The sequence below is a fragment of the Achromobacter animicus genome, from assembly GCF_040775605.1.
In the GTDB taxonomy this organism is placed as follows: domain Bacteria; phylum Pseudomonadota; class Gammaproteobacteria; order Burkholderiales; family Burkholderiaceae_B; genus Achromobacter; species Achromobacter animicus.
Genome location: NZ_JAYGJK010000001.1, coordinates 843,585 through 864,990 on the forward strand (window position 1 = coordinate 843,585; position 21,406 = coordinate 864,990).

Below are 21,406 nucleotides of genomic sequence, written 5' to 3' on the forward strand. Positions count from 1 at the left end.
GTCTTGGAGTGAATTGGGATATCAGAGGACCCTATGTCGTTGGCAGTGCCCGCCGGCTGCGCCGGATTGCAAGAATCGCGGCAAGCAGCATCGGTGGATGACCTCCTGGCCGGATGGAATGGCGTCGACGACCTATGGGTGTTTGCCTACGGTTCCCTGATCTGGCATCCCGGGTTTGCCTGGCGCGAAAGGCGCCTGGCCACCGTGCGGGGCTATCACCGTTCGCTGTGTCTGTGGTCGCATGACCACCGCGGGTCGCCGGAGAATCCTGGTCTCGTGTTCGGACTGGATCGCGGCGGTTGCTGCCGCGGCGTGGCCTTTCAGATCGCGGCCAGCGACGTGCCGCAGGTCTTTGAAGCCTTATGGCGCCGGGAGATGGTCACGGGCGCCTACCGTCCGCGCTGGCTGACCTGTCACACCGAGGCCGCGCCGGTGCGTGGACTGGTGTTCCTGCTGAATCGCACCTGCCGCGAGTATGCCGCCGATCTCTGCGACGACCGCCTGCTGACGTCGGTGCGCAATGCGGTCGGACATTCCGGACCGTGCCTGGACTACGTGGTGGAAACGGCGCGCGCGCTGCGTGCGCATGGCATCGACGACTGGCGGCTGGGCGATCTGGTGCGCAAGCTGGGTCACGCGTTCTGACGCGTTTCAGAACTGCCAGCGGCCGAACACGAACAGCACATTGCCCGCGCCGCTTGAGCCCGGGATGTACGTCGCGTAAAGCATGGCGTCCTTGTAGCCCGCGCTGACCAGCGGCAGGATGCCGGGAAATGGCACGTAGCTCATGATGTCGTGGCGCGCGGTGAGGAACACGGTGTAGCCCGCGCCGAGCCGGAAGTTGTCGCTGACCTGGCCGATCTTCAGAAAGCCATAGCCGGCGATGGGCTGCACCTTGGAGTGCGAGTCCAGAAACGCCATGGCGTACAGGCCCTGCCAGTCGCCGTCTTCATCGTAGATACTGCGGCCGTAGCCGCCGCCCCAGGCAAGTTCGCGGAAGCTGTCGATCTTGTCGGCGCTGTACTTGGCGCGGTTGTGCCAGGCCCAGCCGCTGACATAGAGGTCGTTGCCGCCTTCGGACCAGATCTGGTCGATGCGATTGCACGCCGACTGGGCCCACGAGGGCATGCCGTCGCAGGCGTGTGCGGAAACGGTGAAAACGGACAACAGTACGCAGAGCAGCGCGGCGCGGAATCTGGCGGTCATCGCAGGACCCAGGTAAAGATGACAGTTCCGTTACTGTAACGGAGCGCGTGTCATCTTCCCTGTCAGCGGGCTGTCGCCGGGGGGCGGCAGGGGCTGCGGCCATCCGATGCGGCGCACGGATGTGGCGGCAGCGCTACAGAAGAAAGATCGTAGCCAAGCCCAGGAAGATGAAGAATCCGAGCGAATCGGTGGCGAAGGTGAGCAGCACCGATGAGCCCATCGCGGGGTCCTTGCCGAAGCGCGCGCGCACCATGGGCACCAGCACGCCGACCGAGGCGCCGACCAGCATGTTGCAGATCATGGCGGCCATCATCACCAGCGCGATGGACAGCGAGCGCGAGATCACCCACGCGAACAGGGCGGCCACGAGGCTGCCGCACAATCCCACCAGCAAGGTCACGAACAGCTCGCGCTTGACGAGCTGCCACAGATTGCGCCCGGTGATCCGGCCCATGGCCAGCGCCCGGATGATGAGCGTCATGGTCTGGTTGCCCGAGTTGCCGCCGATGCCGGCCACGATCGACATCAGAAACGCCAGGATGACGATCTGGCTGACCGTGCCCTCGAACTGCGACGCCACGAACGAGGCCGTGGCGGCGGTACAGAGGTTGAACAGCAGCCACGGCGCGCGGTTGCGCAGCGCGGTGCTGACGGGGGCAAAGATGTCTTCTTCTTGCAGACCCGCGCGCGACAGCGCCTGTTCCTGCGAGTCTTCGCGCATCACGTCCACCACGTCGGCAATGGTGACGCGGCCGATCAGCCGGCCCTGGTCGTCCATCACGGGGGCGGAAACCAGGTCATAGCGTTCGAAGGCGCCGGCGGCGTCCGCGTCGGAGTCCAGCGGGTTCAGCGTCAGGAAGTCGGAATTCATGACCGCCCGCACTTCGGTTTCGGGCTCGCTGACCAACAGGCGCGACAAGGGCAGGATGCCCTGCAGCTTGTCCTGGCGGTCCACGACGAAGATCTGGTCGGTGTGATCGGGCAGTTCGTGCAGCCGGCGCAGGTAGCGCAGCACGACCTCGAGCGTGACGTCCTCGCGCACGCGCACCATCTCGAAGTCCATGATGGCGCCGACGCTGTCTTCCGGATAGCCCATGGCTTCCAGCAGCTGCGCGCGTTCTTCCTCGGTCAGACCCTTCTGGACTTCGGCCACCACATCGGGCGGCAGGTCGGGCGCCAGGTCGGCGAGCTCGTCCGCGTCCATGCTTTCGGTCGCGGCGACGAGATCCTGGCGGTCCATCGCTTCGATCAGCGATTCACGGACCCAGTCTTCGACTTCGAGCAGGACGTCCGCGTCGTGCTCGGGGCTGACCAGTTTCCAGATCGCCTGGCGCTCGTCCTTGGGCAGCGATTCGAGGATGAAGGCGATATCGGCCGGGTGCAGGTTGTCGACCAGCGTCTTGAGCTCGGCCTCGTGCTGGCGGTGCACCAGGTCTTCGACGAGGGGAGCCTTGGCGTCGCCTTCTTCCTGGCGGTGAACCAGGTCTTCGACAAGCTGCTGGCGCCGCAGGCGCTCCTGGACTTCAGCCAGGGCGGTCTGGGCGTCTTCCGGGTCGAGGCGGCGTGGCGTCGCGGGCGGTTTCTGCGCGGCGGCGGACTGCGTCATGCGTTACGGCTCAAAGTGTGGGAAGAGGGCGGCTGCGCCGCGCTTCGTCGGTGGCGACATACGTCAGCGTGGCCTCGGTGACCTTGACGACTTCGGCGTCCAGCCGCTGGCGTTCCGCGTAGACCTCGACGGAGACCGTGATGGACGTGGTGCCGGTCTTGACGATGGCGGCGTAGAAGCTGAGCAGGTCGCCCACGAACACGGGCTCTTTGAACTGGAAGGCATTGACCGCGACGGTGGCGACACGGCCAGCGGCGCGGCGGGCGGCGGGGATGGACCCGGCGATGTCGACCTGAGCCATGATCCAGCCGCCAAAAACGTCCCCGTGGATGTTCGCATCGGCCGGCATCGGCATGACGCGCAACACCGCGTCGCGATGGGCAGGCAGAGTCGTAAACGGGGTTTTGGTGCTGGAGGTCATGCGGCCGACTCCAATGCTAGAGAACCAGCCGATTATGCAGGAAAAACGAGACGGCGGCGTGCGCGTCGGCGCCCGCCGCCCGGCCCGGCGCGGCCATCAGGTGGCCAGTTTGACGATCCCGTAGCCGCCAACCAACAGCCAGACGTAAAGGATGAAGCCCAGGGCCATTACGCGCGGGCCGGCCTTGCGGATCTGGGCGAAGCGCGTTTCGATGCCCAGCGCGGTCATGGCCATGGTCAGGGCGAAGACGTCGAGCCGGCGGATGGCCGCGACGACATCGGCGGGAATGATGTCGAGCGAATTGATGATGGCCAGCACCAGGAACCCGACGGCGAACCAGGGGATCGGAAGCTTGGCGCTCTTGCCCTGGCCGCCCGCATGGGAGGCGGCGCTGCGCAGGTACATGCCCAGCACCAGCAGCACGGGCACCAGCAGCGCCACGCGGGTCATCTTGACGATGGTGGCGACCTCGGTGGTGGCGGGGTCGATGTTGCTGGCGGCGCCCACGACCTGCGCCACTTCGTGAACCGTGCCGCCGATGTAGATGCCAAGCGCCTGCGTATCGAAGTTCAGCCAGCCGGCGTGATAGAAGACCGGATACAGGAACATCGACAGCGTGCCGAACAGCACCACGGTCGCGACAGCCACCGCGCTCTTGTGAGGGGCGGCGCGCAGCGTGGGTTCGAACGCCAGCACCGCGGCGGCGCCGCAGATGGCGCTGCCCGCGGCGGTCAGCATGGCGGTGTCGCGATCCAGTCCGAGCAGGCGCTGGCCGACGACGGTGCCGATCAGCAGCGTGCCCACCACCACCGCCACGGACACGGCCAGCCCCGGCATGCCGACGGCGGCGATCTGCTGGATGCTGATGTTCAGGCCGTAGAAGGCGACCGCGATGCGCAGCAGGCGGCGCGCGGTGAAATTCACGCCGACGCCCCAGTCCGCGGGCATGGTGCCGCGCAGGAAGTTGCCATACAGCATGCCGACGACGATACCCACGACCAGCGGCGAAAAACCGAGCTGCCGGATGAAGGGCAGATCGGCCAGTTGCATCACCGCGCCGGCCATCAGGCCCACGAACAGCACGCCGTTGAGCTTGTCGCGCCAAGGCGTGGCGGCGGCAGCGGGGGCTGCGGCAGCAGGGGCCGCAGGGCTGGCGGGAAGGGGGACGGCGGTCGTGGTGGAGGTGTTCATTACTGGCCCTTTGGGCATAACTAAATAACTAGACGAAATATTAGATCCGGCCGTATTATTTGAAAAATCTTCAATCTAAATATTGAATATCAGAAATTCTGATATCGAGCCCATGACGCCGGATCAATTGCTCACGTTTGCCGCAGTCGCCGATACCGGCAACATCAGCCGCACCGCCCAGGCGCTGCATCTGTCGCAACCGGCGGTGTCCGGCCAGCTGCGCGCCTTGCAGGAATGGTTTGGCGAACCGCTGTACCGCCGCAGCGGCCACGGCATCGCGCTGACGGAAGCCGGCGAGCGCCTGGCCGAGCAGGCGCGGCAGTTGCGCCAGGTGTACCGGCAGGCGCAGGCCGTGCGGGAATCCTGGCGTGGCCTGGAAACCGGTGCATTGCGATTGGGCGCCAGCACCACGCCGGCCAGCTACCTGCTGCCCCGCCTGGTGGCGGACTTTCGCCACGCGTTTCCGGCCGTCAGCCTGCATCTGTCGGACGGCAATACGCGCGAGATCGTGGATCGCCTGCCGGCGCTGGACCTGGCGTTCATCGAAGGCGACGTGCCCCCCGGACTGCCCGCCGACACGGCGGTGCACGCATGGCGGCAGGACGAAGTAGTGGCGATCGTGCGGGCGGATCACGCCCTGGCGGGCAAGGGCGCCGTGACGCTACGGGATCTGGCGGGGTCGCCGCTGGTGATGCGCGAACCCGGTTCCGGCGTGCGCCGGCTGGTGGAACGGGCGTTCAGCGATGGCGGTCTGGCGCCGTCGGTGGGCCTGGAGCTGGCGGGGGTGGAAGGGGTGAAGCAGGCCGTGCGTGCGGGGTTGGGCGTGGGCTTCGTGTCCGTGATGTCGATGCGTCACGAAGACGGGGCGCTGGCGGCCTTGCGCCTGTTGCCCAAGCCGCTGACGCGAACGCTGAGCATCCTGGTGCCGCATGCCGATGCGGCTGCCCGCGCCGCCGAACGCTTTCTGGCGATGTGCCTGGCGGTCGGCGGGCAGGACGTCGGGTAACTAAGCAGCCGGGCCGTTCAGGCCTTGGCCAGGCGCTTGAGCGCGAGCTGCACCCAGTAAGTGCCGCCCAGCGGCAGCAGATCGTCGTTGAAGTCGTAGCTGCCGTTGTGCAGCATGCAGGGACCCAGTCCGTGGCCGCTGTCGCGGTGCTCGCCAGTGCCGTTGCCGATCCACACGTAACAGCCCGGCAGTTCCTGCAGCATGAAGGCGAAATCTTCCGCGCCCATGGTCGGCTGCACGTTGGCGTTGACGTTGTCCGCGCCGACGATGTCGCGCAATACGTCGGCGCAGAAAGCGGCTTCGTCGGCGTGGTTGATGGTGGGCGGATAGTTGCGCTGGAACGTGAATTCGACTTCGCAGTCCATCGCCGCGCTGGTGTGGCGGGCGATCTCTTCCATACGGCGTTCGATCAGGTCCAGCACGTCCAGCGTGAACGTGCGCACCGTGCCGCGCAATTCGGCGTGGTTGGGCACGACGTTATCCGCGCTGCCCGCGTGGATCTGCGTGATGCTGAGCACCGCGGCATCCAGCGGATTGCGGTTGCGCGTGACGATGGTCTGCAGCGATTGCGCCATCTGCACCGCGGCCATGACGGGGTCGATGCCAAGGTGAGGCATGCCGGCGTGCGTGCCCTTGCCCTTGATGACGATCGAGAATTCGTTGCTGGAGGCCATGATGGGGCCGGGCGTCAGACCGAACTGGCCGGGTTTCATGCCGGGCCAGTTGTGCATGCCGAATACTGCTTCCATCGGGAATTGCGTGAAGAGGCCGTCGTCGATCATGCGCTTGGCGCCGCCGCCGCCTTCCTCGGCGGGCTGGAAGATGACATAAACCGTGCCCGCGAAATCGCGGTTCGCGGCCAGGTATTGGGACGCGGCCAGCAGCATGGCGGTGTGGCCATCGTGGCCGCAGGCGTGCATCTTGCCTTCGTTCTGGCTGGCATGCGCGAAGGTGTTGACCTCTTGCATCGGCAGCGCGTCCATGTCGGCGCGCAGGCCCACGGCGCGATCGCCGGGCTGGTTGCCGCGGATGATGCCGACGACGCCAGTTCCGCCCAATCCGCGATGGATCTCGATGCCCCATTCCTCGAGCTTGGCCGCCACGACATCGGCGGTGCGGAACTCTTCGAAGGCCAGTTCGGGATGCGCGTGGATGTCGCGTCGGATCTTGGAAATATCCTGGTGCCAGGCAACGATGGGTTCAAGGAGTTTCATGAGCGAACTCGGGCGGAATATGGGGAACGGACAAAGGGTATCATCATTCAAAAATCAATTTAATGGAGACAAATACCATGACGCGTCCGTGGCTTGCTCAGTATCCCCAAGGCGTTCCTGCGGAGATCTCCACCGAGGATTATTCCTCGCTCACCGACTTGCTGGACCGGGCCTGCAAGCGTTACGCATCACGCATCGCCTGCACGGCGATGGGCAGCAACATCACCTATGCGCAGCTGGACGGGCAGGCACGCGCGTTTGCAGCATGGCTGCAAGGCCTGAACCTCGAAAAGGGCGCGCGCGTGGCGCTGATGATGCCCAACGTGCCGGCGTATCTGGTGTGCATGCTGGGATCGCTGCGCGCGGGCAAGACCGTGGTGAACGTCAATCCGCTCTATACCGCTGACGAACTGCAGCGGCAATTGCTGGACAGCGGCGCGTCCGTCATCGTCATCCTGGAAAACTTCGCGCACACTTTGCAGCAGGTCTCCAATCGCGGCGACCTCAAGCACATTGTCGTGACCGGCCCGGGTGATCTGCTCGGTGGCCTGAAGGCGCCGCTGGTCAACCTGGCCGCGCGCTACATCAAGAAGATCGTGCCCGCGTGGCACATCGACGGCGCGCACGCGCTGCCCAAGCTGCTGCATGAAGGCGCGCACCTGCCGTTCAATCCGCCGTCCATTTCCATGGACGACGTGGCGGTGCTGCAATACACGGGTGGCACCACGGGTGTGCCCAAGGGCGCGATGCTGTCGCACCGCAATCTGGTGGCCAACGTGCTGCAGACCGAAGCGGTGGCGCAGCCGGTCGTGCATGACCTGGCGGACCAGCAGCTCACCATCATCAGCGCGCTGCCGCTGTATCACGTGTTCGCCATGACGGTCTGCGGTCTGTATGCCCTGCATGCGGGCATGCGCAACGTGCTCATCATCAATCCGCGCGATCAGCCGTCGCTGATCAACGCATGGCGCAAGACGCCGGTGAATCTGTTTCCGGGCGTCAATACGTTGTTCAACGCGCTGGCGCACAACGAAGACTTTGCGAAGCTGGATTTTTCCGGCCTACGGCTGACGCTGGGCGGCGGGATGGCCGTGCAGCAGCAGGTGGCCGAACGCTGGCTGAAGATTACCGGGCGGCCGCTGATCGAAGGCTACGGCCTGTCCGAGACGTCGCCGGTGGCGACGGTCAATCCCACCAACGCGACGGCGTATTCCGGTTCGATCGGGCTGCCGTTGCCGTCGACGGATGTGGCGATTCTGGACGATGCCGGCAACGAGGTGCCGCTGGGCGAACGCGGCGAAGTCGGCATCCGCGGGCCGCAGGTCATGCTGGGGTACTGGCGCAAGCCTGATGAAACGCGCGATTCGATGACGGCCGACGGCTACTTCCGTACGGGCGACATCGGCATCATGGACGAACAGGGCTACACGCGCATCGTGGACCGCAAGAAGGACATGATTGCGGTGTCCGGATTCAAGGTCTATCCGAACGAAGTGGAGGCGGCGGTCGCGCAGCATCCCGGAGTGCTGGAGTGCGCGGCGATCGGGGTGCCCGATGAGCACTCCGGCGAGGCGGTCAAGGTGTTCGTCGTGAAGAAGGACCCGGCGCTGACCGAAGAACAGGTGCAGCAGTGGTGCAAGGACAAGCTGACGGGCTACAAGCGCCCGCGCTTCGTGGAGTTCCGCGACGAACTGCCCAAGAGCAACGTGGGCAAGATCCTGCGCCGCGAGCTGCGGCCGGACGCGCAGGCCGCTGCGGTATCCGCGAAGACGTCCGCGTAAAGTGACAGGCCGCGCAAGGCGGCCTCTGGTGTCCAGGCCGCCGCTTGGCTGCCTGCGGCGTGCATTTCAGCCCTGCTTGTTCAGATGCGGGGCAATCATTTCATGCAGCGCGCGTTCGATGGCGGGATTGCCCGCCACGACGCGCCCGCCGATCGGCCAGGGATCCTGCTTGTGCATGTCGGTGCAGACACCGCCCGCTTCGCGCAGGATCAGTGTGCCTGCAGCCACGTCCCAGGGCGCCAGGCCCATTTCCCAGTAGCCGTCGTATCGGCCGCAGGCGGTCCAGGCCAGGTCCAGCGCGGCGGCGCCCATGCGGCGCACGCCGCGAGACCGGTTGATGGCGTCATGCAACATTGGCATGTACTGCGCGGCAAATGAGAAGTCGCGGAACGGGAAGCCCGTGGCCAGCACGGCGTCTTCGATCGTTTGCGTGCGCGAGCACGAGATCCGCCGGCCATTCAGCCATGCGCCCACGCCGTACACGCCCGTGAACAGCTCTTCGCGGCAGGGGTCGTAGACCACGCCGATGACCGGCGTGTCCACGGCCAGGGTTTCGTTGGCCGCCATCGACGTGCCCGCGTGCGCGATCAGGGCGATGGACACGGCGTAGTGCGGGATGTCGTGCAGGAAATTGGTCGTGCCATCGAGCGGGTCGATGTACCAGGTGGCCGCGCCTTGCGCCTTGCCGCCCGTTTCTTCGGCGACGATGCCGAACCTGGGCGTGCGGGCCTTCAATTCCTGGATGATCGCGGCCTCCGCCTCGCGGTCCGCCTGCGATACGAGATCGTTGCGGGCCTTGCGATCGATCACTAGATCGGCGCGGTGGTGCGCGTAGGATTGCAGGATGGCTGCGCCGGCATGGGCGGCCGTGACCGCCGCGTCGATCGCGGCGCACAGGTCGATGGGCGAAGCCAGCGATGGGGGCTGATCGTAGGTATCCATTGGCCCAGTGTAAGCCCGTCCAGGCGTCAAACCCGTGGCGAACGGACTAATCCATTGGGCCGCGTGGTGCGCATCCAACGCGAATCGGCCGGTGGCCCGATAATTCGCGCTTCATCGTGTTTGTATTTATTGGGCTGGATGTCTGTGACTTACGTTCCGCTGGTTCCCGCAAAGGTTGATGTCGATGCCGACGGCAGGCTGGTCAGTTCCGTCTATGGCGATGTCTATCACTCGCCGTCGGGGGCGCTGGGCCAGGCCGAACACGTCTTCCTGCGCGGCAACGGACTGCCGGAGCGCTGGCGGGGGCGCGCCTCGTTCACCGTCTGTGAGACGGGCTTTGGATTGGGGCTGAACTTCCTGGCGCTGTGGAAAGCGTGGCGGGACGATCCGCAACGGTCTGCGGCTTTGCACGTCGTCTCGATGGAAGCGCACCCATTTTCCCGGGACGACCTGGCCGCACTGCTGGCGAGCCATGGGCCCGAGCCGCTGGCAGGGCTGGCGCGCGCCCTGGCTGCGCAGTGGCCGACGCTGCTGCCGGGACTGCATCGGCTGGAATTCGAGAACGGCGCCGTCACGCTGACACTCGGCTTTGGCGATGCGCAGGTGCTGGCGCCTCGCCTGGGCGCGCGGGTGGACGCGTTTTTCCTGGACGGCTTCGCGCCCGAGCGCAACCCCGAGATGTGGGCGCCGCCGCTGTTGCGTGCGCTGGCCAGCCTGGCGGCGCCGGACGCCACGGTCGCCACGTGGGCCTGCACCGGCGAACTGCGCCGCAATCTGGCCGATGCCGGCTTCGACGTGCGGCGGGCGCCCGGATATGGGGGCAAATGGCACATGACGGTGGGGCGGGTCCTCCAGGCCGGAAGTGCGGCCCTGCCGGCGGCGGTCTCATCGGAACGGCATGCGGTGGTCGTGGGCGCGGGGCTGGCCGGTGCCGGCATTGCTCACGCGCTGGCGGGCCGAGGCTGGCGCGTCACCGTATTGGACGCCGCCCGGTCGCTGGGCGCGCCGGCGCATGCCGGCCACTTGGCCGCGGCGCTTACACCGGTGGTCGCGCGGGATGACAACGCACGGGCGCGGCTGTCGCGGGCGGGCAGCGAACGGGCGCTGGCGCGCTGGCAGGGTCTGCCGGGCGGCGCGGCGCCGCGGGTGTGCGGCACCGTCCAGGTCGAGCGGGACGCGGGCCGGTCGGCGACGCTGGCCGGCACCCTGGAAGCGCTGGCGTTTCCGTCGGATTGGGTGCGCCAGGTGTCGCGCGAAGAAGCCAGCGCACTGGCCGGACTGCCGGTCGAGCGGGGCGGCGTGTTCTTTTCGCAAGGGATGCTGGTGCAGCCGGGGCTGCTGATCGACGCGTTGCTGTCCGCGTCAGGCGCGGCGGTGATCCCCGGCCGCGCCGAGCGGGTGTCGTCTGCGGGCCAGGGGTGGCGCGTGCTGGACGCGTCCGGTGCGGAGCTGGCCCGGGCCGACACCGTGATCCTGGCCAATGCCGCCGGTTCGCGCGAGGTGCTGGCGGCCAGCGGCCTGCTTGACCCGCTGCCCCGCGTCGCCCAGATGCACGCGCTGGCCGGTGAAGTCACCTTGATCCCGGCCGCGGCCCTGGACGGAGGCCCGCGGTGCATCGTCGGGGGCGAGGGGTATCTGTTGCCGGACATCGGCGTGGGCTGCGTCGTCGGCAGCACTTATGTCCACGGCGCCGCCGAGGCCGTGGTGGGCGCCGAAGGGCAGGGCGTCACGCTGGGCAAGGCGGCCGGGCTGCTGGATGGCCGTTTTCCGGCATTCGACGCGCTGGTGCCGGGCAGCCTGCCCGGGTGGGCTGGGTGGCGCGCCGTCCTGCCGGGCCGTCTGCCCGCGGTCGGAGAGTTGCCGCATGCCCCGGGTCTGTGGCTGGCCGCGGGTTATGCATCGCGGGGGCTGTCGTGGTCGGCGCTGATGGGAGACCTGATCGCGGCCCGTCTGATGGCCGAACCGCTGCCGCTGGAGACCGATCTGGCCCAGCTTGTTTCACCACGATGAAAAAAATTTAATGCGCGGCGGGGGCTTTGCCGGGCTGGCGTAGAATTGTAAGAATTGCCGGAATTTGGCGCGAATAGGCCGCAATTGACCTTTCGGGACGGCAATTCGGCGACTCGGCGGCGTCTGCGCGCCTGGCGCAGGCCAAGGGCTTCATGCCCCTTTTTTGGATGAATTAACCGTCCAAAAGAGGGATCGAGTTTATTTCAAAGCTCAAATCCGTCAAAATAGCGTCTTTTGATGGTTTTTGGCTTAAGCCGGGGGATGCTCTGTGCCGCCCAAGTTCGACTTTGCCCATACTACCCAGCTCGATAATGTCGAGCTGTTGACGTCCCGCCCCAGTCGCATCGATTTCGACGCGGGCGATGGGTTGCACCTGGTAGTCGAGGCGCATGCGCCTGGAGTTTTTCGCCTGCGCTGCGGCGAGGCGAACCACTTCAATGATGACAAGCCCGGCGCGCGCGTGCGCGCCGTGGCCGAAATGCTGCTCGCACGCCAGGAGGCGGTGGGCGAAGCTACCATCGCGCCCCGCGAAAGCGGGGACGGCTGGCGAATCACACAGGGCGACGTCGCCCTGGAGATTCAGACCAACCCTGTGCGCGTCGCCCTGTACCGCAACGAAGACCGCGTCTTCGAATCCGAGGTTTCCGCGCATACGCCCGCATTCGGGTACAACGCGCTGGACCAGGCCGATGACGCTGTCTGGACGGCCGGCTTCACGCTGGCTGCCGACGAGCGGGTGTTCGGCCTGGGCGAAACGCCCGGGGACCTGAACCGCCGCGAGGAATCGGTGGTCTCCGACGACCCCGAGCATCGTGCGCTGCCGTTGGCATGGAGCCCGCGCGGTTGGGGCGTCTACGCCAATACGATGCGCCGCGTGGAACATTCGGTGGGCGTCGCGCCCGCGGATTCGGCCTATGTGCTGACCGTCGACGACGCCGTGCTGGACCTGTTCCTCTTTGCCGGCGAACCCGCCGAAATCCTGAATCAATACACCGCGCTGACCGGCCGCGCCGGCCAGCCCGTCCTCTGGGCAATGGGCGCGTGGCTGCAGCAGGCCGCCGGCGAAATGCCGACGCAGACGGTCGCCCTGGTGGCGCGCATGCGCGAAAACCAGATTCCCGTCGACGCCGTGACGCTGGCCCAGCCGATCGCGTGGGGCTTTCAGGCGGACAAAACGGTTTTCGAATGGGACGCCCAGCGCTTTCCCGACGCCAAGCAGATGCTGGCGCTCTTTCACAAGCACAACGTGCATGTGGCGGCCTCCGGCTTTCCGGGCGTCATCAAGACCAGTCCGCTCTTTGAAGAACTGGAAGACCGCGGCTGGCTGCTGACCAAGGACGACGGCGCCGCCCAGGTGTTCGACGGCAACGCCGCCACGTCCGGCCAGCCCTACGGCCTGCTGGACCTGACCTACCGCGACATCTACAACCTGTGGGTCGAGCGTCACCGCCAACTGGTGGAAGACGGCCTGGACGCGCCCGCCTGCGACGCGCAGATCGCCATCCCCGATGGCGTGACCGCCCGCAACGGCGAGACCGGCCCGGCCTTGCGCTCCATGTACCCCTTGCTGGTGCGCCGCGCGCTGTTCGACGCGGTCGCCGGACTGAAGGTGCCGCCCGAGGGCGTGGTGCCCAGCGCCGACCTCTTTCCGGCGGCCCAGCGCTTGCCGTGGCAGGTGGGGCCCCAGGTCGACAACACCTGGGAAGGCCTGCGCCACACGCTGCGCACGTCCCTGTCGATCGGTTCGAGCGGCGTGCCCGTCCAGGTGCACAACATCGGTTCAGCCGCGCGTGATCGTTCGGGTATGACGTCCGAGCTTTACCTGCGCTGGCTGACCGCCGGCGTGTTCTCGGCCAATTTCTCGTTCCAAGGCGTGGAAGGGCTGATGCCCTGGGATTTCGGCGACGAAACCCTGTCCCACGCCAAGACCTGGATGCAGTGGCGCTACCGCCTGGTGCCCTATGTGCTGGGCGCCATCGAGGACTCGGCCCGTACCGGCCTGCCGGTGCAGCGCTCCATGGCGCTGTCGTTCCCGAACGATCCGCACGCCCACGAATGGGATCTGCAATACCTGCTGGGTCCGGCCCTGCTGGTGGCGCCGGTCACCGAACCGGGCAATCAGGTGCGCGTCTACCTGCCCAAGGGCGAGGCCTGGTGGGATCTGAACACCGGCCACCGTTACGAAGGCGGGACCACCTGGACCATCGATTGCGAGCTGGGCCAGTTCCCGGTGTTTGGCCGCGAAGGTCACATGCTCTGTCTCGGACCGGCCGCGCAGCATACGGGCGAGTTCAACTCGGCCCGTATCCTGGACGAGGTCTGGATGTTCGGCATGCCGGTGCATAACCCGGTCGTCATGCGCAACAAGATCCGCGTGATGCAGATGCAGGGCTCGAGCTACATCAAGGGGCTGGAAGGGCTGCGGATTTCGCCGTCCGAAGGCCTGGAAGTGAAGCGCCGCGGCGCGGAAGTCCGCATTTCGCGCGCTCGCTGAACCCGGATCGGCCGCCCGTCGGCCGCCAATTGAAAGGGCAGTCAGGAAGGCTTTCCTTCCCGGCTGCCCTTTGTGTCTTTGCCGGATCGCCGTTGTCGGGGCACTTGCGCCTTCTTTGAGAAGCGCAGCGGGGCCGCGTCGGCAAATCATATTACTTGTAGTTATTAAAAACGGAAAAAACGGTCGTTCTCTTTAGAAGAGAAAAGATACAAAATCGCTTGCCATGATTCACATCGAGAACCTATCCAAGACCTATGCCACGCCGCACGGAGAATTCCAGGCGCTGCGCGGCATCAACCTGCACATCGAGCAGGGCGAGGTCTTCGGCATCATCGGTCCCAGCGGGGCCGGTAAAAGCACGCTGGTCCAGTGCATCAACCTGCTGGAACGTCCCAACCAAGGCAACATCTCCATCGGCGGCCAGGCCCTGACGGGCCTTAACGAAGCGCAACTGCGAGAACAGCGCCGCCGCATCGGCATGGTGTTCCAGGGGTTCAACCTGCTGTCGCGCCGCACGGTGTACGGCAACGTGGCCCTGCCGCTGGAAATCGCGGGCGTGGCCAAGGCCGAGATCCCGGCGCGCGTCGAACGCCTTCTGGCGCTGGTGGGCCTGGAGCATTTGCGCGACCGTTACCCCAGCCAGATCAGCGGCGGCCAGAAGCAGCGTGTCGGCATTGCCCGGGCGCTGGCCAACAATCCGGACGTCCTGCTGAGCGACGAAGCCACCTCTGCGCTCGATCCGGAAACGACGCACAACATCCTGGCGCTGCTGCGCGACATCAACCGCAAGACCGGCGTGACCGTGGTCATGATCACGCACCAGATGGAAGTCGTGCGCGAGGTCTGCGACCGCGTCGCCGTGCTGTCGCAGGGCGAGGTCGTGGAAGTGGGCAGCACGCGCGAAGTGTTCGCCCAGCCGCGCCACGACGTGACGCGCAACATGGTGTCGGCCGCCACCGCGTCGGAATTGACCGACGCCACGCTGGCCGCTGTCCAGGAACGCATCCGCGCGCTTACCGCCGCCAAGCCCGGCCAGGCCGTGCGTCTGCTGCGCCTGTCTCTGACCGGCACCGACGCATCGGGCGCCTTCCTGTCCGACCTGACCCGGCAGTTCGCGCTGGACGTGGGCCTGGTGCAGGCGCGCGTCGAAGACATCCAGGGCGTGGCCGTGGGCACGATGTTCGTGCTGGCCCAAGGCGCGCCCGCCGCGCTCAAGGACGGCATCGCCGCCCTGAACGCCCGTGACATTACCGTTGAAGAAATAGCTCATGAGTCCGCAACTGATCGACCTGCTTATTACGTCGCTGCTTGACACCCTGCTGATGGTGGGCGTGGCCAGCGCCATCGCGGTGGTCATCGGCATTCCGCTCGGCGTGACGCTGACGGTGACCGCGCGCGGCAACATGCTTGAAAACCAGCCCGTGAACCACGTGCTTGGCGCCATCATCAACGCGACCCGCTCCGTGCCGTTCGTGATCCTGATGGTCGCGATCATCCCGTTCACGCGGCTGGTGGCGCAGACCTCCATCGGCACCACCGCCGCCATCGTGCCCTTGTCCGTGGCCGCGATTCCGTTCATGGCCCGCATCGCCGAAAACGCCATGCGCGAAGTCGATCCGGGTCTGGTCACCGCAGCGCGCGCGATGGGTGCTTCGCCCATGCAGATCATCATGAAGGTGCTGCTGCCCGAAGCCCTGCCGGGCCTCATCGCCGCCACCATCGTGACCGTTGTCAGCCTGATCGGCTATTCGGCCATGGCCGGCGCCATCGGCGGCGGCGGGCTGGGCGACCTGGCGATCCGCTACGGCTACCAGCGCTTCCAGTCCGACGTCATGGCCGCGGTCGTGATCGTGCTGATCGTTCTGGTGCAGGCCATCCAGAGCCTGGGCGACCGCTTCGTGCGCCGCATGTCGCATCGCTGATCCACTTTGTTTTTTCCTACTTCCGTCATATCGGGATATCGCAACATGAGCATCAAGGTTTTGAAGTCGCTGGCCGCGTTCGCGTTGGGCGCCGCCGTTTTCGCCCAGCCCGCGCTGGCTCAGGACAAGCCCCTGAAGGTTGGCGTCACCGCCGGCCCGCACGCCCAGATCTTTGATGTGGTCAAGGCCGAAGCCGCCAAGCAGGGTCTGAACCTGCAGGTCATCGAGTTCTCGGACTACGTGCAGCCCAACGTGGCGCTCGCCGCGGGCGACCTGGACCTGAACAGCTACCAGCACCAGCCCTACCTGGACAACGCCAACGCTGATCGCGGCTACAAGCTGGTCAGCATCGCCAAGACCGTGATCTTCCCGATCGGCATCTACAGCAAGAAGATCAAGTCGCTGTCCGAACTGAAGGAAGGCGCCCGCATCGCGCTGCCGAACGACCCGACCAACGGCGGCCGTGCGCTGCTGCTGCTGCAGGCCAATGGCCTGATCAAGCTGCGTCCGGAAGCGGGCCTGAAGGCCACGCCGATCGACGTGGTCGAAAACCCCAAGAAGCTGCGCTTCATCGAACTGGACGCCGCCCAATTGCCGCGTTCGCTGGACGACACCGACGCCTCGGCCGTGAACACCAACTTCGCGCTGGAAGCCGGCCTGAACCCGACCAAGGACGCCATCGCCCAGGAATCGCCCGATTCGCCGTACGCCAACGTGCTGGTCGTGCGTGAAAAGGACAAGGACCGTCCCGAGTTCGCCAAGCTGGTCTCGATCTATCACAGCCCCGCTGTGAAGGAATTCATCCAGACCAAGTTCAAGGGCGCCGTGGTCGCTGCCTGGTAATTTGGGCGCTGGATGCGTTTTGAAGACGGCCGCCGTGAGCGGCCGTTTTTTTGCAGGTTGCGTTGCGGATTGCGGTGAGTGTGTTGCGGACGGATCGGGCCTGCAACACGACCAGCCGTCATTTTTTGACAAGCCCTTTGAAATCCGCCATAATTTCGGGCTTCGGTCGGGTTGTTAGCTCAGTCGGTAGAGCAGCGGACTTTTAATCCGTTGGTCGCGAGTTCGAGTCTCGCACAACCCACCATCAAAACTTTGCAGTATCAAGAACTTACGCCGCTTCTACAAGCGGCGTTTTTTCTTGGCGTTCTGACTTTGACCAAAATTCGACCGTGGCCGAATGGTGCGCGAGGTGAGACGGGGCCAGGTGAGCATATCGCTGCACCATGTCCAGTGTCTCCCAACCGCCGAGGTCCTTCAGCACCATGAGCGGCGTGCCAGCCTGTACATGCCAGCTGGCCCAGGTGTGCCGTAGGTCGTGAAAGTGAAAGTCGTCAATGCCAACTTCTGCGCAAGCGCGGCGAAGACAGCGCGCATCGACCTGACCAATCTTGCGGACGAGGCCGTCGCGCGACGGCCTCTCGAAGACGTACTTCTTCGCCTTGGGAATCCGACGCTGCAGGACTGCAAGAGCATCCGCGTTGAGCGGCACAGAACGTGCGTAACCGGATTTCGCCTCTTCTGCGATGACCCAGGCATTGGAGCGCGGCATGTCGACGTTGCTTGGCTTGAGCGAGAGCAGTTCGTCCTCGCGCATACCGGTGGCTACTGCGACCAAGCTCACGTCCCGCATCCATTCGAGCGTCATGGCGCTAATCAAGCGGCCGATAACGTCCTTTGGTTCCCAGCGCACTCGATTATCGGGCTCGACGAACTCGGCGAACTTGGGACACTTGTCGATCCAATCCCACTCCTCGCATAGCTTGAGCATTCGGCGCATCGTTGCAAGATAACGATTCTTCGTAGCTGCGCTGACTGGAGTGGGTTTCCGATGACGGTGCGTCGTGTGAGTGGGCAGCTTGTCCGCGATCTCGTCGAATTTTAAAGAGCGAATGGCGCGTCCAGAGAACTGCGTGCGCCAGTAGGCAATGTGCCGGACCTTGCTGTCGTAGTCTCGCAGGCCGTCCCAAAGTCGAAGGCACCGTACAGCGGCTTCTTCATACAAGCGGTCGGGTTGCTCACCGAGCTTGGCTTGGCGCCACAAATCAGCCTTCAACTTGTCGTGATATTCCTGCGCGGCTTGCCTGTCCGATGTTCCAGAAGAGCATCTAACTCGCGGGAGGCCTGGGACGCGGATATCAACTTGCCAGATACCTGAGGTTTCATCTTTGCGGATGGGCATGGTGCTTCTCCCAAGACCCGCAGCGATAGCTGGGTGACATTGTTCTTCTTTTCCGAGAATGCAGCAAGGCGCGAAGGCCAGATCCGCCAGGCGCCACGCGCCCTAAGCTGAAATCCAAGTTCCTTGCGATAGCTGAAGATTGTGCTGTAGGAAACATTGAGGCGTTCAGCGGCTTCATGCAGCGTGAGCGCCTTTTCATCCGTGGTCTGCACGGAAAGTGCATTGAGCATCGTGAACACCTCTAAATTGGATGCATACCCGAGGGGTCGACTCATCCGCCCGCGCCTGTCGGAAGCAGTTCATGCAGAACCATGGCGGCAATGGTGGCACCTCACGGGGAGCATCTAGGCGGTTTTGGGGGGCAATTCGGGCACTGGGTCACCGATCGCGGCATTCCACGACCACCAGCCTCCGGCACCGAATGTTTCGTCATAGTGCGCAGCCTTCTCTTTTTTGCGCGACAAGTAATCCGTGCCGGACATGCCCCAAACTTCAAGGGGGATCGGCTCAGGCAGGTCGCGCAGCCAAAAGTCGGGAAAGACCGCGTCTTCGCCTGCGTCGAATCGCAGGGGCTTTTCAAATCGGCGCTTCTCCGCAACGAGCTTCTCAGCGATCAGAACTTCATACCCCGAATCGACCGGGATGCAGTCACGCGTGATCTGCATGAGCGCGATGTCCACGACCTGCGCTCGCATGTTGCCCGCCGAGGATTTCGGCGGATCTGTTTGCGCAACCGCGATGATTGGGTTTCCAGCGCGCCAAGCGTCAATCTCGCGGCCGAAGCGGCGCTCGAGCGCTGCCCAGATGCCTTCGTCCAAGGCCATGAAAGGTATGCCGTGAAACCCGGCGATAGGCAGTACTTCACTGCCGTCCATTCCTTCCTGATGCTGGGCGAGCGGCGCAACAATGACCAGGCGGCGGCGCTGTGTGATCGCTTCGAGACTCTTAGCCTTGTTGTGTCCCGCCTGCTGCCCCGAGCCGGGCTGCGTGGCAATCACGAGGTTTTGCGACAGTCGAGCGCGGCCTGCATAGGTCGATGTCGCGATACGCATCAGGTGGTGGTGAACCACGCCGAGGTTGCGCTTGCCTTCCATGCCGGGAGTCCACGTATTCAGGCCGGCTTGCGTCCAGAGGAAATGAAGCAGGCCGAGCAGTGTCATGCTTGCTTGGCCGGACCGGGGTCGAGGGGTGGCGACCTTCGTCTCGGCCAGTCCGGCATTGTTGCTTTCATCAGGCGCGACAGCCGCGCGCTGTTGCAGCCCAACCTTGAGCTTGATCTTCACTGCGCCGTCATCCAGCTCCTGCACGACACCGCGGCGATAGGAGCCAAGGCCGGACATGCTGGGATCGACGCCGTAGTAGATACAGTCTTCGCTATGCTCGGCGCCCGTCTCTGGAAAGCGGGCGAGATGGAACCTGTCGGAATTGGCCCTGCTGTGAATTGAGAGGCGCTTTTCACCGGCACCGGGGCACGTGCAGCGCACGTCCGCCTTTCCATGAGCCATCAGCAGGACTCGCTTCCAACCCTCCTTGTATTCGTCCAGCGTTTGAAACTCAGGGGAGTAAGGGCGTTTGTTGGGACCGAGCGTTATTTCCACCGGGTAAACCTTGCGGTCCATCATTTGCCTCCCAAGGTGGCACAAAGCGTTGTGCTCACGAATTGCTGTTTTGCGCAGACGTCTTTGACATCGGAATAGATGAGGTAGAGCGCGTAGCCCGCCGCGAAGATCAACGCGGCGATCGTCCAGACGAAAAATTGCTTCATCAAGATTTCATGTGCGAGATGGCGGATGAGGGGGGCACATGCAGACGCGAGCGCGTCGCCAGAATGCAGAGGCCGACGTAAGGTCGGGTCGTCCTCCCTCCTGCAAGTGATGGCAGCGTGTTTAGGCGCTAAACAGCAGAAGGCGTATCGGCCTTGCTGCGACTTTGGAGCGTACACATCCGAATCGGAGCGCTCAGCCGGAGGCGTTTAGCTGCTAAACACCTCTCAGTCGATTACTGAACGCCGATTCGGATGCCGCCAGCGAGATACCACGACGCTGGCGGATTCCTGCCGACTTGCACGGCGCAGGCCAGTTGTTCTCCCGGCCGGGTGTTCGCCCCGCCGTTACTCGCCACGGAGGGCATAGACATTCTGCTTAGGCGCTCGCGCCCTTCACTCGAAGGGCTGGTGGGAAGGCGGGATCGTTGATCCCTTCCTGCCTCATCTCGAGATCTAGGTGGTCTTCCAGGCTCTGCGCCTGAACAGATTTTTTCAACCACATGCTTGCCGCACCTGGCCGGACTTCACGGGCCTCTACGGGACCCCTAGATTTTTGCTGCTTCTTTTCGTCCCCGGGGCTTTCCGTGTTCGCAGCCAACTCCCCTTCTGCGGCGCCCTCTCGGGCGGCGCAGGACGTTACTTCTGTGCGTATTGTTAAAGAGCGGCAACCCATATTTGGGTGTGTGCGAACATGATAACCCGTAAATAAACGTTGTCAACCCAAATATGGGTTTACTAAGGCAGCCGTGTTCTAGCCGAGTTAGGGGCGAACAAAAGGACATTGTTTTCGTATTTGGTAACAAAAGGCCTAAATTTCGGCCGCAAGCTGCCGTTTGTACCTATATCCAACCAGTAGACAGTGGCACCCGTCGTGGTTTCGATCCGCCATTGCGGGAATCTATGCGCGTCGCTTGGGGGATTCCCCCTTTTTTGCAAGCGTTTGACGCTCAGCCTCTGAATAACGTTCTATATCGTTCAAAATCAGCTGCTGGAATGCAGGATTGAGGGTGCGGAAGCACTCCAACAAAGTTTGCTCTTCCTTTGAGAGGGGCAGGGTTCCTGCCACGGGCTCGGTCATTAACGACGGCAGATGTGCCGGATCCAGGTCCTCGACAAACAATTGCCAAAGGTCCAAACCAAAAGCCCGTGCGATTTCCGCAACGCTTTCCACTCCTGCGCTTCCCTGCGCGCGACGAACACGGTCAACCGTCGACCGCGTCAGGCGGCCGTTCGTTTTCTTCTCAAGCGCGGCATTAGATAGACCAGCCGTACGCATGAGCTGATCGACGTTCGTGCCGACGAGTTCTGTAGCTTTTTTTGCCATACGGAACTATGCCGCGCCGGCGTGCATATATGTGGGTTGAAATAACCCAAATACGGGTTAGAATCGCTTGCATGAGCGAACTTCAATTTTTTGACCGGGTGTTATCCCGCCTCCGCGCCGTCCCGTACAACGAACTCGGCGTAGTCGCCGACGCGACGCACGTGTCGCTGAGCAATCTCCGTAAGATCCGCTACGGCGAGGTGAAGAATCCAGGAGTCCAGACGGTTCAGGCCCTGGCTGACTACTTCGCTGCCATAGACGTCCCCCGCGACCGATCCAATCAAACTTCCGCTGTTCCCGCTAAAAAACCGTAGGGACGGCCGATGATCTTCGGTGTTTAGC

Annotated in this window: 20 protein-coding genes and 1 tRNA gene; 10 read left to right on the plus strand and 11 right to left on the minus strand. The window is 64.3% G+C overall.

Features of this window, described 5'->3' with window-relative positions; genetic code table 11:
* Window positions 1–33 precede the first annotated feature (33 nt).
* Window positions 34–645, plus strand: a complete 612-nt coding sequence (locus AB3147_RS03750; protein WP_367351432.1) for a gamma-glutamylcyclotransferase — start codon at window positions 34–36, stop codon at window positions 643–645.
* A gap of 6 nt (window positions 646–651) precedes the next feature.
* Here the strand turns inward: AB3147_RS03750 and pagP are convergent, their stop codons facing one another.
* The 4 genes from pagP to AB3147_RS03770 all read right to left on the minus strand — a co-directional run bounded on the left by pagP (window position 652) and on the right by AB3147_RS03770 (window position 4,424).
* Entirely contained in the window at window positions 652–1,206 is a 555-nt protein-coding gene (gene pagP, locus AB3147_RS03755) for a lipid IV(A) palmitoyltransferase PagP (RefSeq protein ID WP_175139409.1), read from the minus strand.
* Between the two features lie 133 nt (window positions 1,207–1,339).
* On the minus strand, window positions 1,340–2,812 hold the full coding sequence (gene mgtE, locus AB3147_RS03760; RefSeq protein ID WP_175125612.1) for a magnesium transporter: 1,473 nt from the start codon (window positions 2,810–2,812) through the stop codon (window positions 1,340–1,342).
* A 10-nt stretch (window positions 2,813–2,822) separates the two neighbouring features.
* Window positions 2,823–3,233 (minus strand): acyl-CoA thioesterase, encoded by a 411-nt coding sequence (locus AB3147_RS03765; protein ID WP_056569253.1) that lies wholly within the window; start codon window positions 3,231–3,233, stop codon window positions 2,823–2,825.
* Between the two features lie 96 nt (window positions 3,234–3,329).
* Window positions 3,330–4,424: a YeiH family protein gene (locus AB3147_RS03770; RefSeq protein ID WP_286939801.1), complete on the minus strand. Its 1,095-nt coding sequence runs from the start codon at window positions 4,422–4,424 to the stop codon at window positions 3,330–3,332.
* Between the two features lie 112 nt (window positions 4,425–4,536).
* Here AB3147_RS03770 and AB3147_RS03775 point away from each other — a divergent pair, with 112 nt between their 5' ends.
* Window positions 4,537–5,430: a LysR family transcriptional regulator gene (locus AB3147_RS03775; protein WP_175139408.1), complete on the plus strand. Its 894-nt coding sequence runs from the start codon at window positions 4,537–4,539 to the stop codon at window positions 5,428–5,430.
* A 17-nt stretch (window positions 5,431–5,447) separates the two neighbouring features.
* Here AB3147_RS03775 and AB3147_RS03780 read toward each other — a convergent pair whose 3' ends face one another.
* Window positions 5,448–6,644, minus strand: coding sequence for a M20 aminoacylase family protein (locus AB3147_RS03780; RefSeq protein WP_175125608.1), 1,197 nt, complete (start codon window positions 6,642–6,644; stop codon window positions 5,448–5,450).
* A gap of 77 nt (window positions 6,645–6,721) precedes the next feature.
* On the opposite strand from AB3147_RS03780, the gene AB3147_RS03785 reads away from it, so the two are divergent.
* Window positions 6,722–8,425 carry an AMP-binding protein gene (locus tag AB3147_RS03785; RefSeq protein ID WP_367351433.1) on the plus strand — a complete coding sequence of 568 codons (1,704 nt, stop codon included), beginning with the start codon at window positions 6,722–6,724 and terminating at the stop codon, window positions 8,423–8,425.
* Window positions 8,426–8,491: 66 nt separating this feature from the next.
* Here AB3147_RS03785 and AB3147_RS03790 read toward each other — a convergent pair whose 3' ends face one another.
* A complete protein-coding gene (locus tag AB3147_RS03790; protein WP_367351434.1) occupies window positions 8,492–9,367 on the minus strand; it encodes an inositol monophosphatase family protein in 876 nt (291 codons plus the stop codon).
* Window positions 9,368–9,505: 138 nt separating this feature from the next.
* Here AB3147_RS03790 and mnmD point away from each other — a divergent pair, with 138 nt between their 5' ends.
* From mnmD to AB3147_RS03820, 6 genes are all read left to right on the plus strand, one after another.
* The gene (gene mnmD, locus AB3147_RS03795) at window positions 9,506–11,377 is read left to right on the plus strand and encodes a tRNA (5-methylaminomethyl-2-thiouridine)(34)-methyltransferase MnmD (protein WP_367351435.1); all 1,872 of its coding nucleotides are present in this window, start codon (window positions 9,506–9,508) and stop codon (window positions 11,375–11,377) included.
* Between the two features lie 268 nt (window positions 11,378–11,645).
* A complete protein-coding gene (locus AB3147_RS03800) occupies window positions 11,646–13,871 on the plus strand; it encodes a glycoside hydrolase family 31 protein (RefSeq protein ID WP_175125599.1) in 2,226 nt (741 codons plus the stop codon).
* Window positions 13,872–14,094: 223 nt separating this feature from the next.
* A complete protein-coding gene (locus tag AB3147_RS03805; RefSeq protein WP_175125598.1) occupies window positions 14,095–15,183 on the plus strand; it encodes a methionine ABC transporter ATP-binding protein in 1,089 nt (362 codons plus the stop codon).
* A complete protein-coding gene (locus AB3147_RS03810) occupies window positions 15,140–15,793 on the plus strand; it encodes a methionine ABC transporter permease (RefSeq protein ID WP_105237380.1) in 654 nt (217 codons plus the stop codon). The genes AB3147_RS03805 and AB3147_RS03810 overlap by 44 nt, the downstream gene beginning before the upstream one ends.
* A 45-nt stretch (window positions 15,794–15,838) precedes the next feature.
* A complete protein-coding gene (locus AB3147_RS03815; RefSeq protein ID WP_175125593.1) occupies window positions 15,839–16,636 on the plus strand; it encodes a MetQ/NlpA family ABC transporter substrate-binding protein in 798 nt (265 codons plus the stop codon).
* 168 nt (window positions 16,637–16,804) lie between these two features.
* Window positions 16,805–16,880: transfer RNA gene (locus AB3147_RS03820), tRNA-Lys, on the plus strand.
* A gap of 24 nt (window positions 16,881–16,904) precedes the next feature.
* Here AB3147_RS03820 and AB3147_RS03825 read toward each other — a convergent pair.
* The 5 genes from AB3147_RS03825 to AB3147_RS03845 all read right to left on the minus strand — a co-directional run bounded on the left by AB3147_RS03825 (window position 16,905) and on the right by AB3147_RS03845 (window position 21,064).
* Window positions 16,905–17,849 (minus strand): tyrosine-type recombinase/integrase, encoded by a 945-nt coding sequence (locus tag AB3147_RS03825; protein ID WP_227741349.1) that lies wholly within the window; start codon window positions 17,847–17,849, stop codon window positions 16,905–16,907.
* On the minus strand, window positions 17,846–18,205 hold the full coding sequence (locus tag AB3147_RS03830) for a hypothetical protein (RefSeq protein ID WP_227741350.1): 360 nt from the start codon (window positions 18,203–18,205) through the stop codon (window positions 17,846–17,848). Before AB3147_RS03830 ends, AB3147_RS03825 begins: the two co-directional genes overlap by 4 nt.
* 114 nt (window positions 18,206–18,319) lie before the next feature.
* Window positions 18,320–19,597 (minus strand): DUF1173 family protein, encoded by a 1,278-nt coding sequence (locus AB3147_RS03835; protein ID WP_152383403.1) that lies wholly within the window; start codon window positions 19,595–19,597, stop codon window positions 18,320–18,322.
* Window positions 19,594–19,740, minus strand: coding sequence for a hypothetical protein (locus tag AB3147_RS03840; RefSeq protein ID WP_175157260.1), 147 nt, complete (start codon window positions 19,738–19,740; stop codon window positions 19,594–19,596). Before AB3147_RS03840 ends, AB3147_RS03835 begins: the two co-directional genes overlap by 4 nt.
* Before the next feature lie 898 nt (window positions 19,741–20,638).
* Entirely contained in the window at window positions 20,639–21,064 is a 426-nt protein-coding gene (locus AB3147_RS03845; RefSeq protein WP_152383404.1) for a hypothetical protein, read from the minus strand.
* Between the two features lie 71 nt (window positions 21,065–21,135).
* Here AB3147_RS03845 and AB3147_RS03850 point away from each other — a divergent pair, with 71 nt between their 5' ends.
* Window positions 21,136–21,378 (plus strand): hypothetical protein, encoded by a 243-nt coding sequence (locus AB3147_RS03850; RefSeq protein WP_152383405.1) that lies wholly within the window; start codon window positions 21,136–21,138, stop codon window positions 21,376–21,378.
* The last annotated feature ends 28 nt before the right edge of the window (window positions 21,379–21,406 follow it).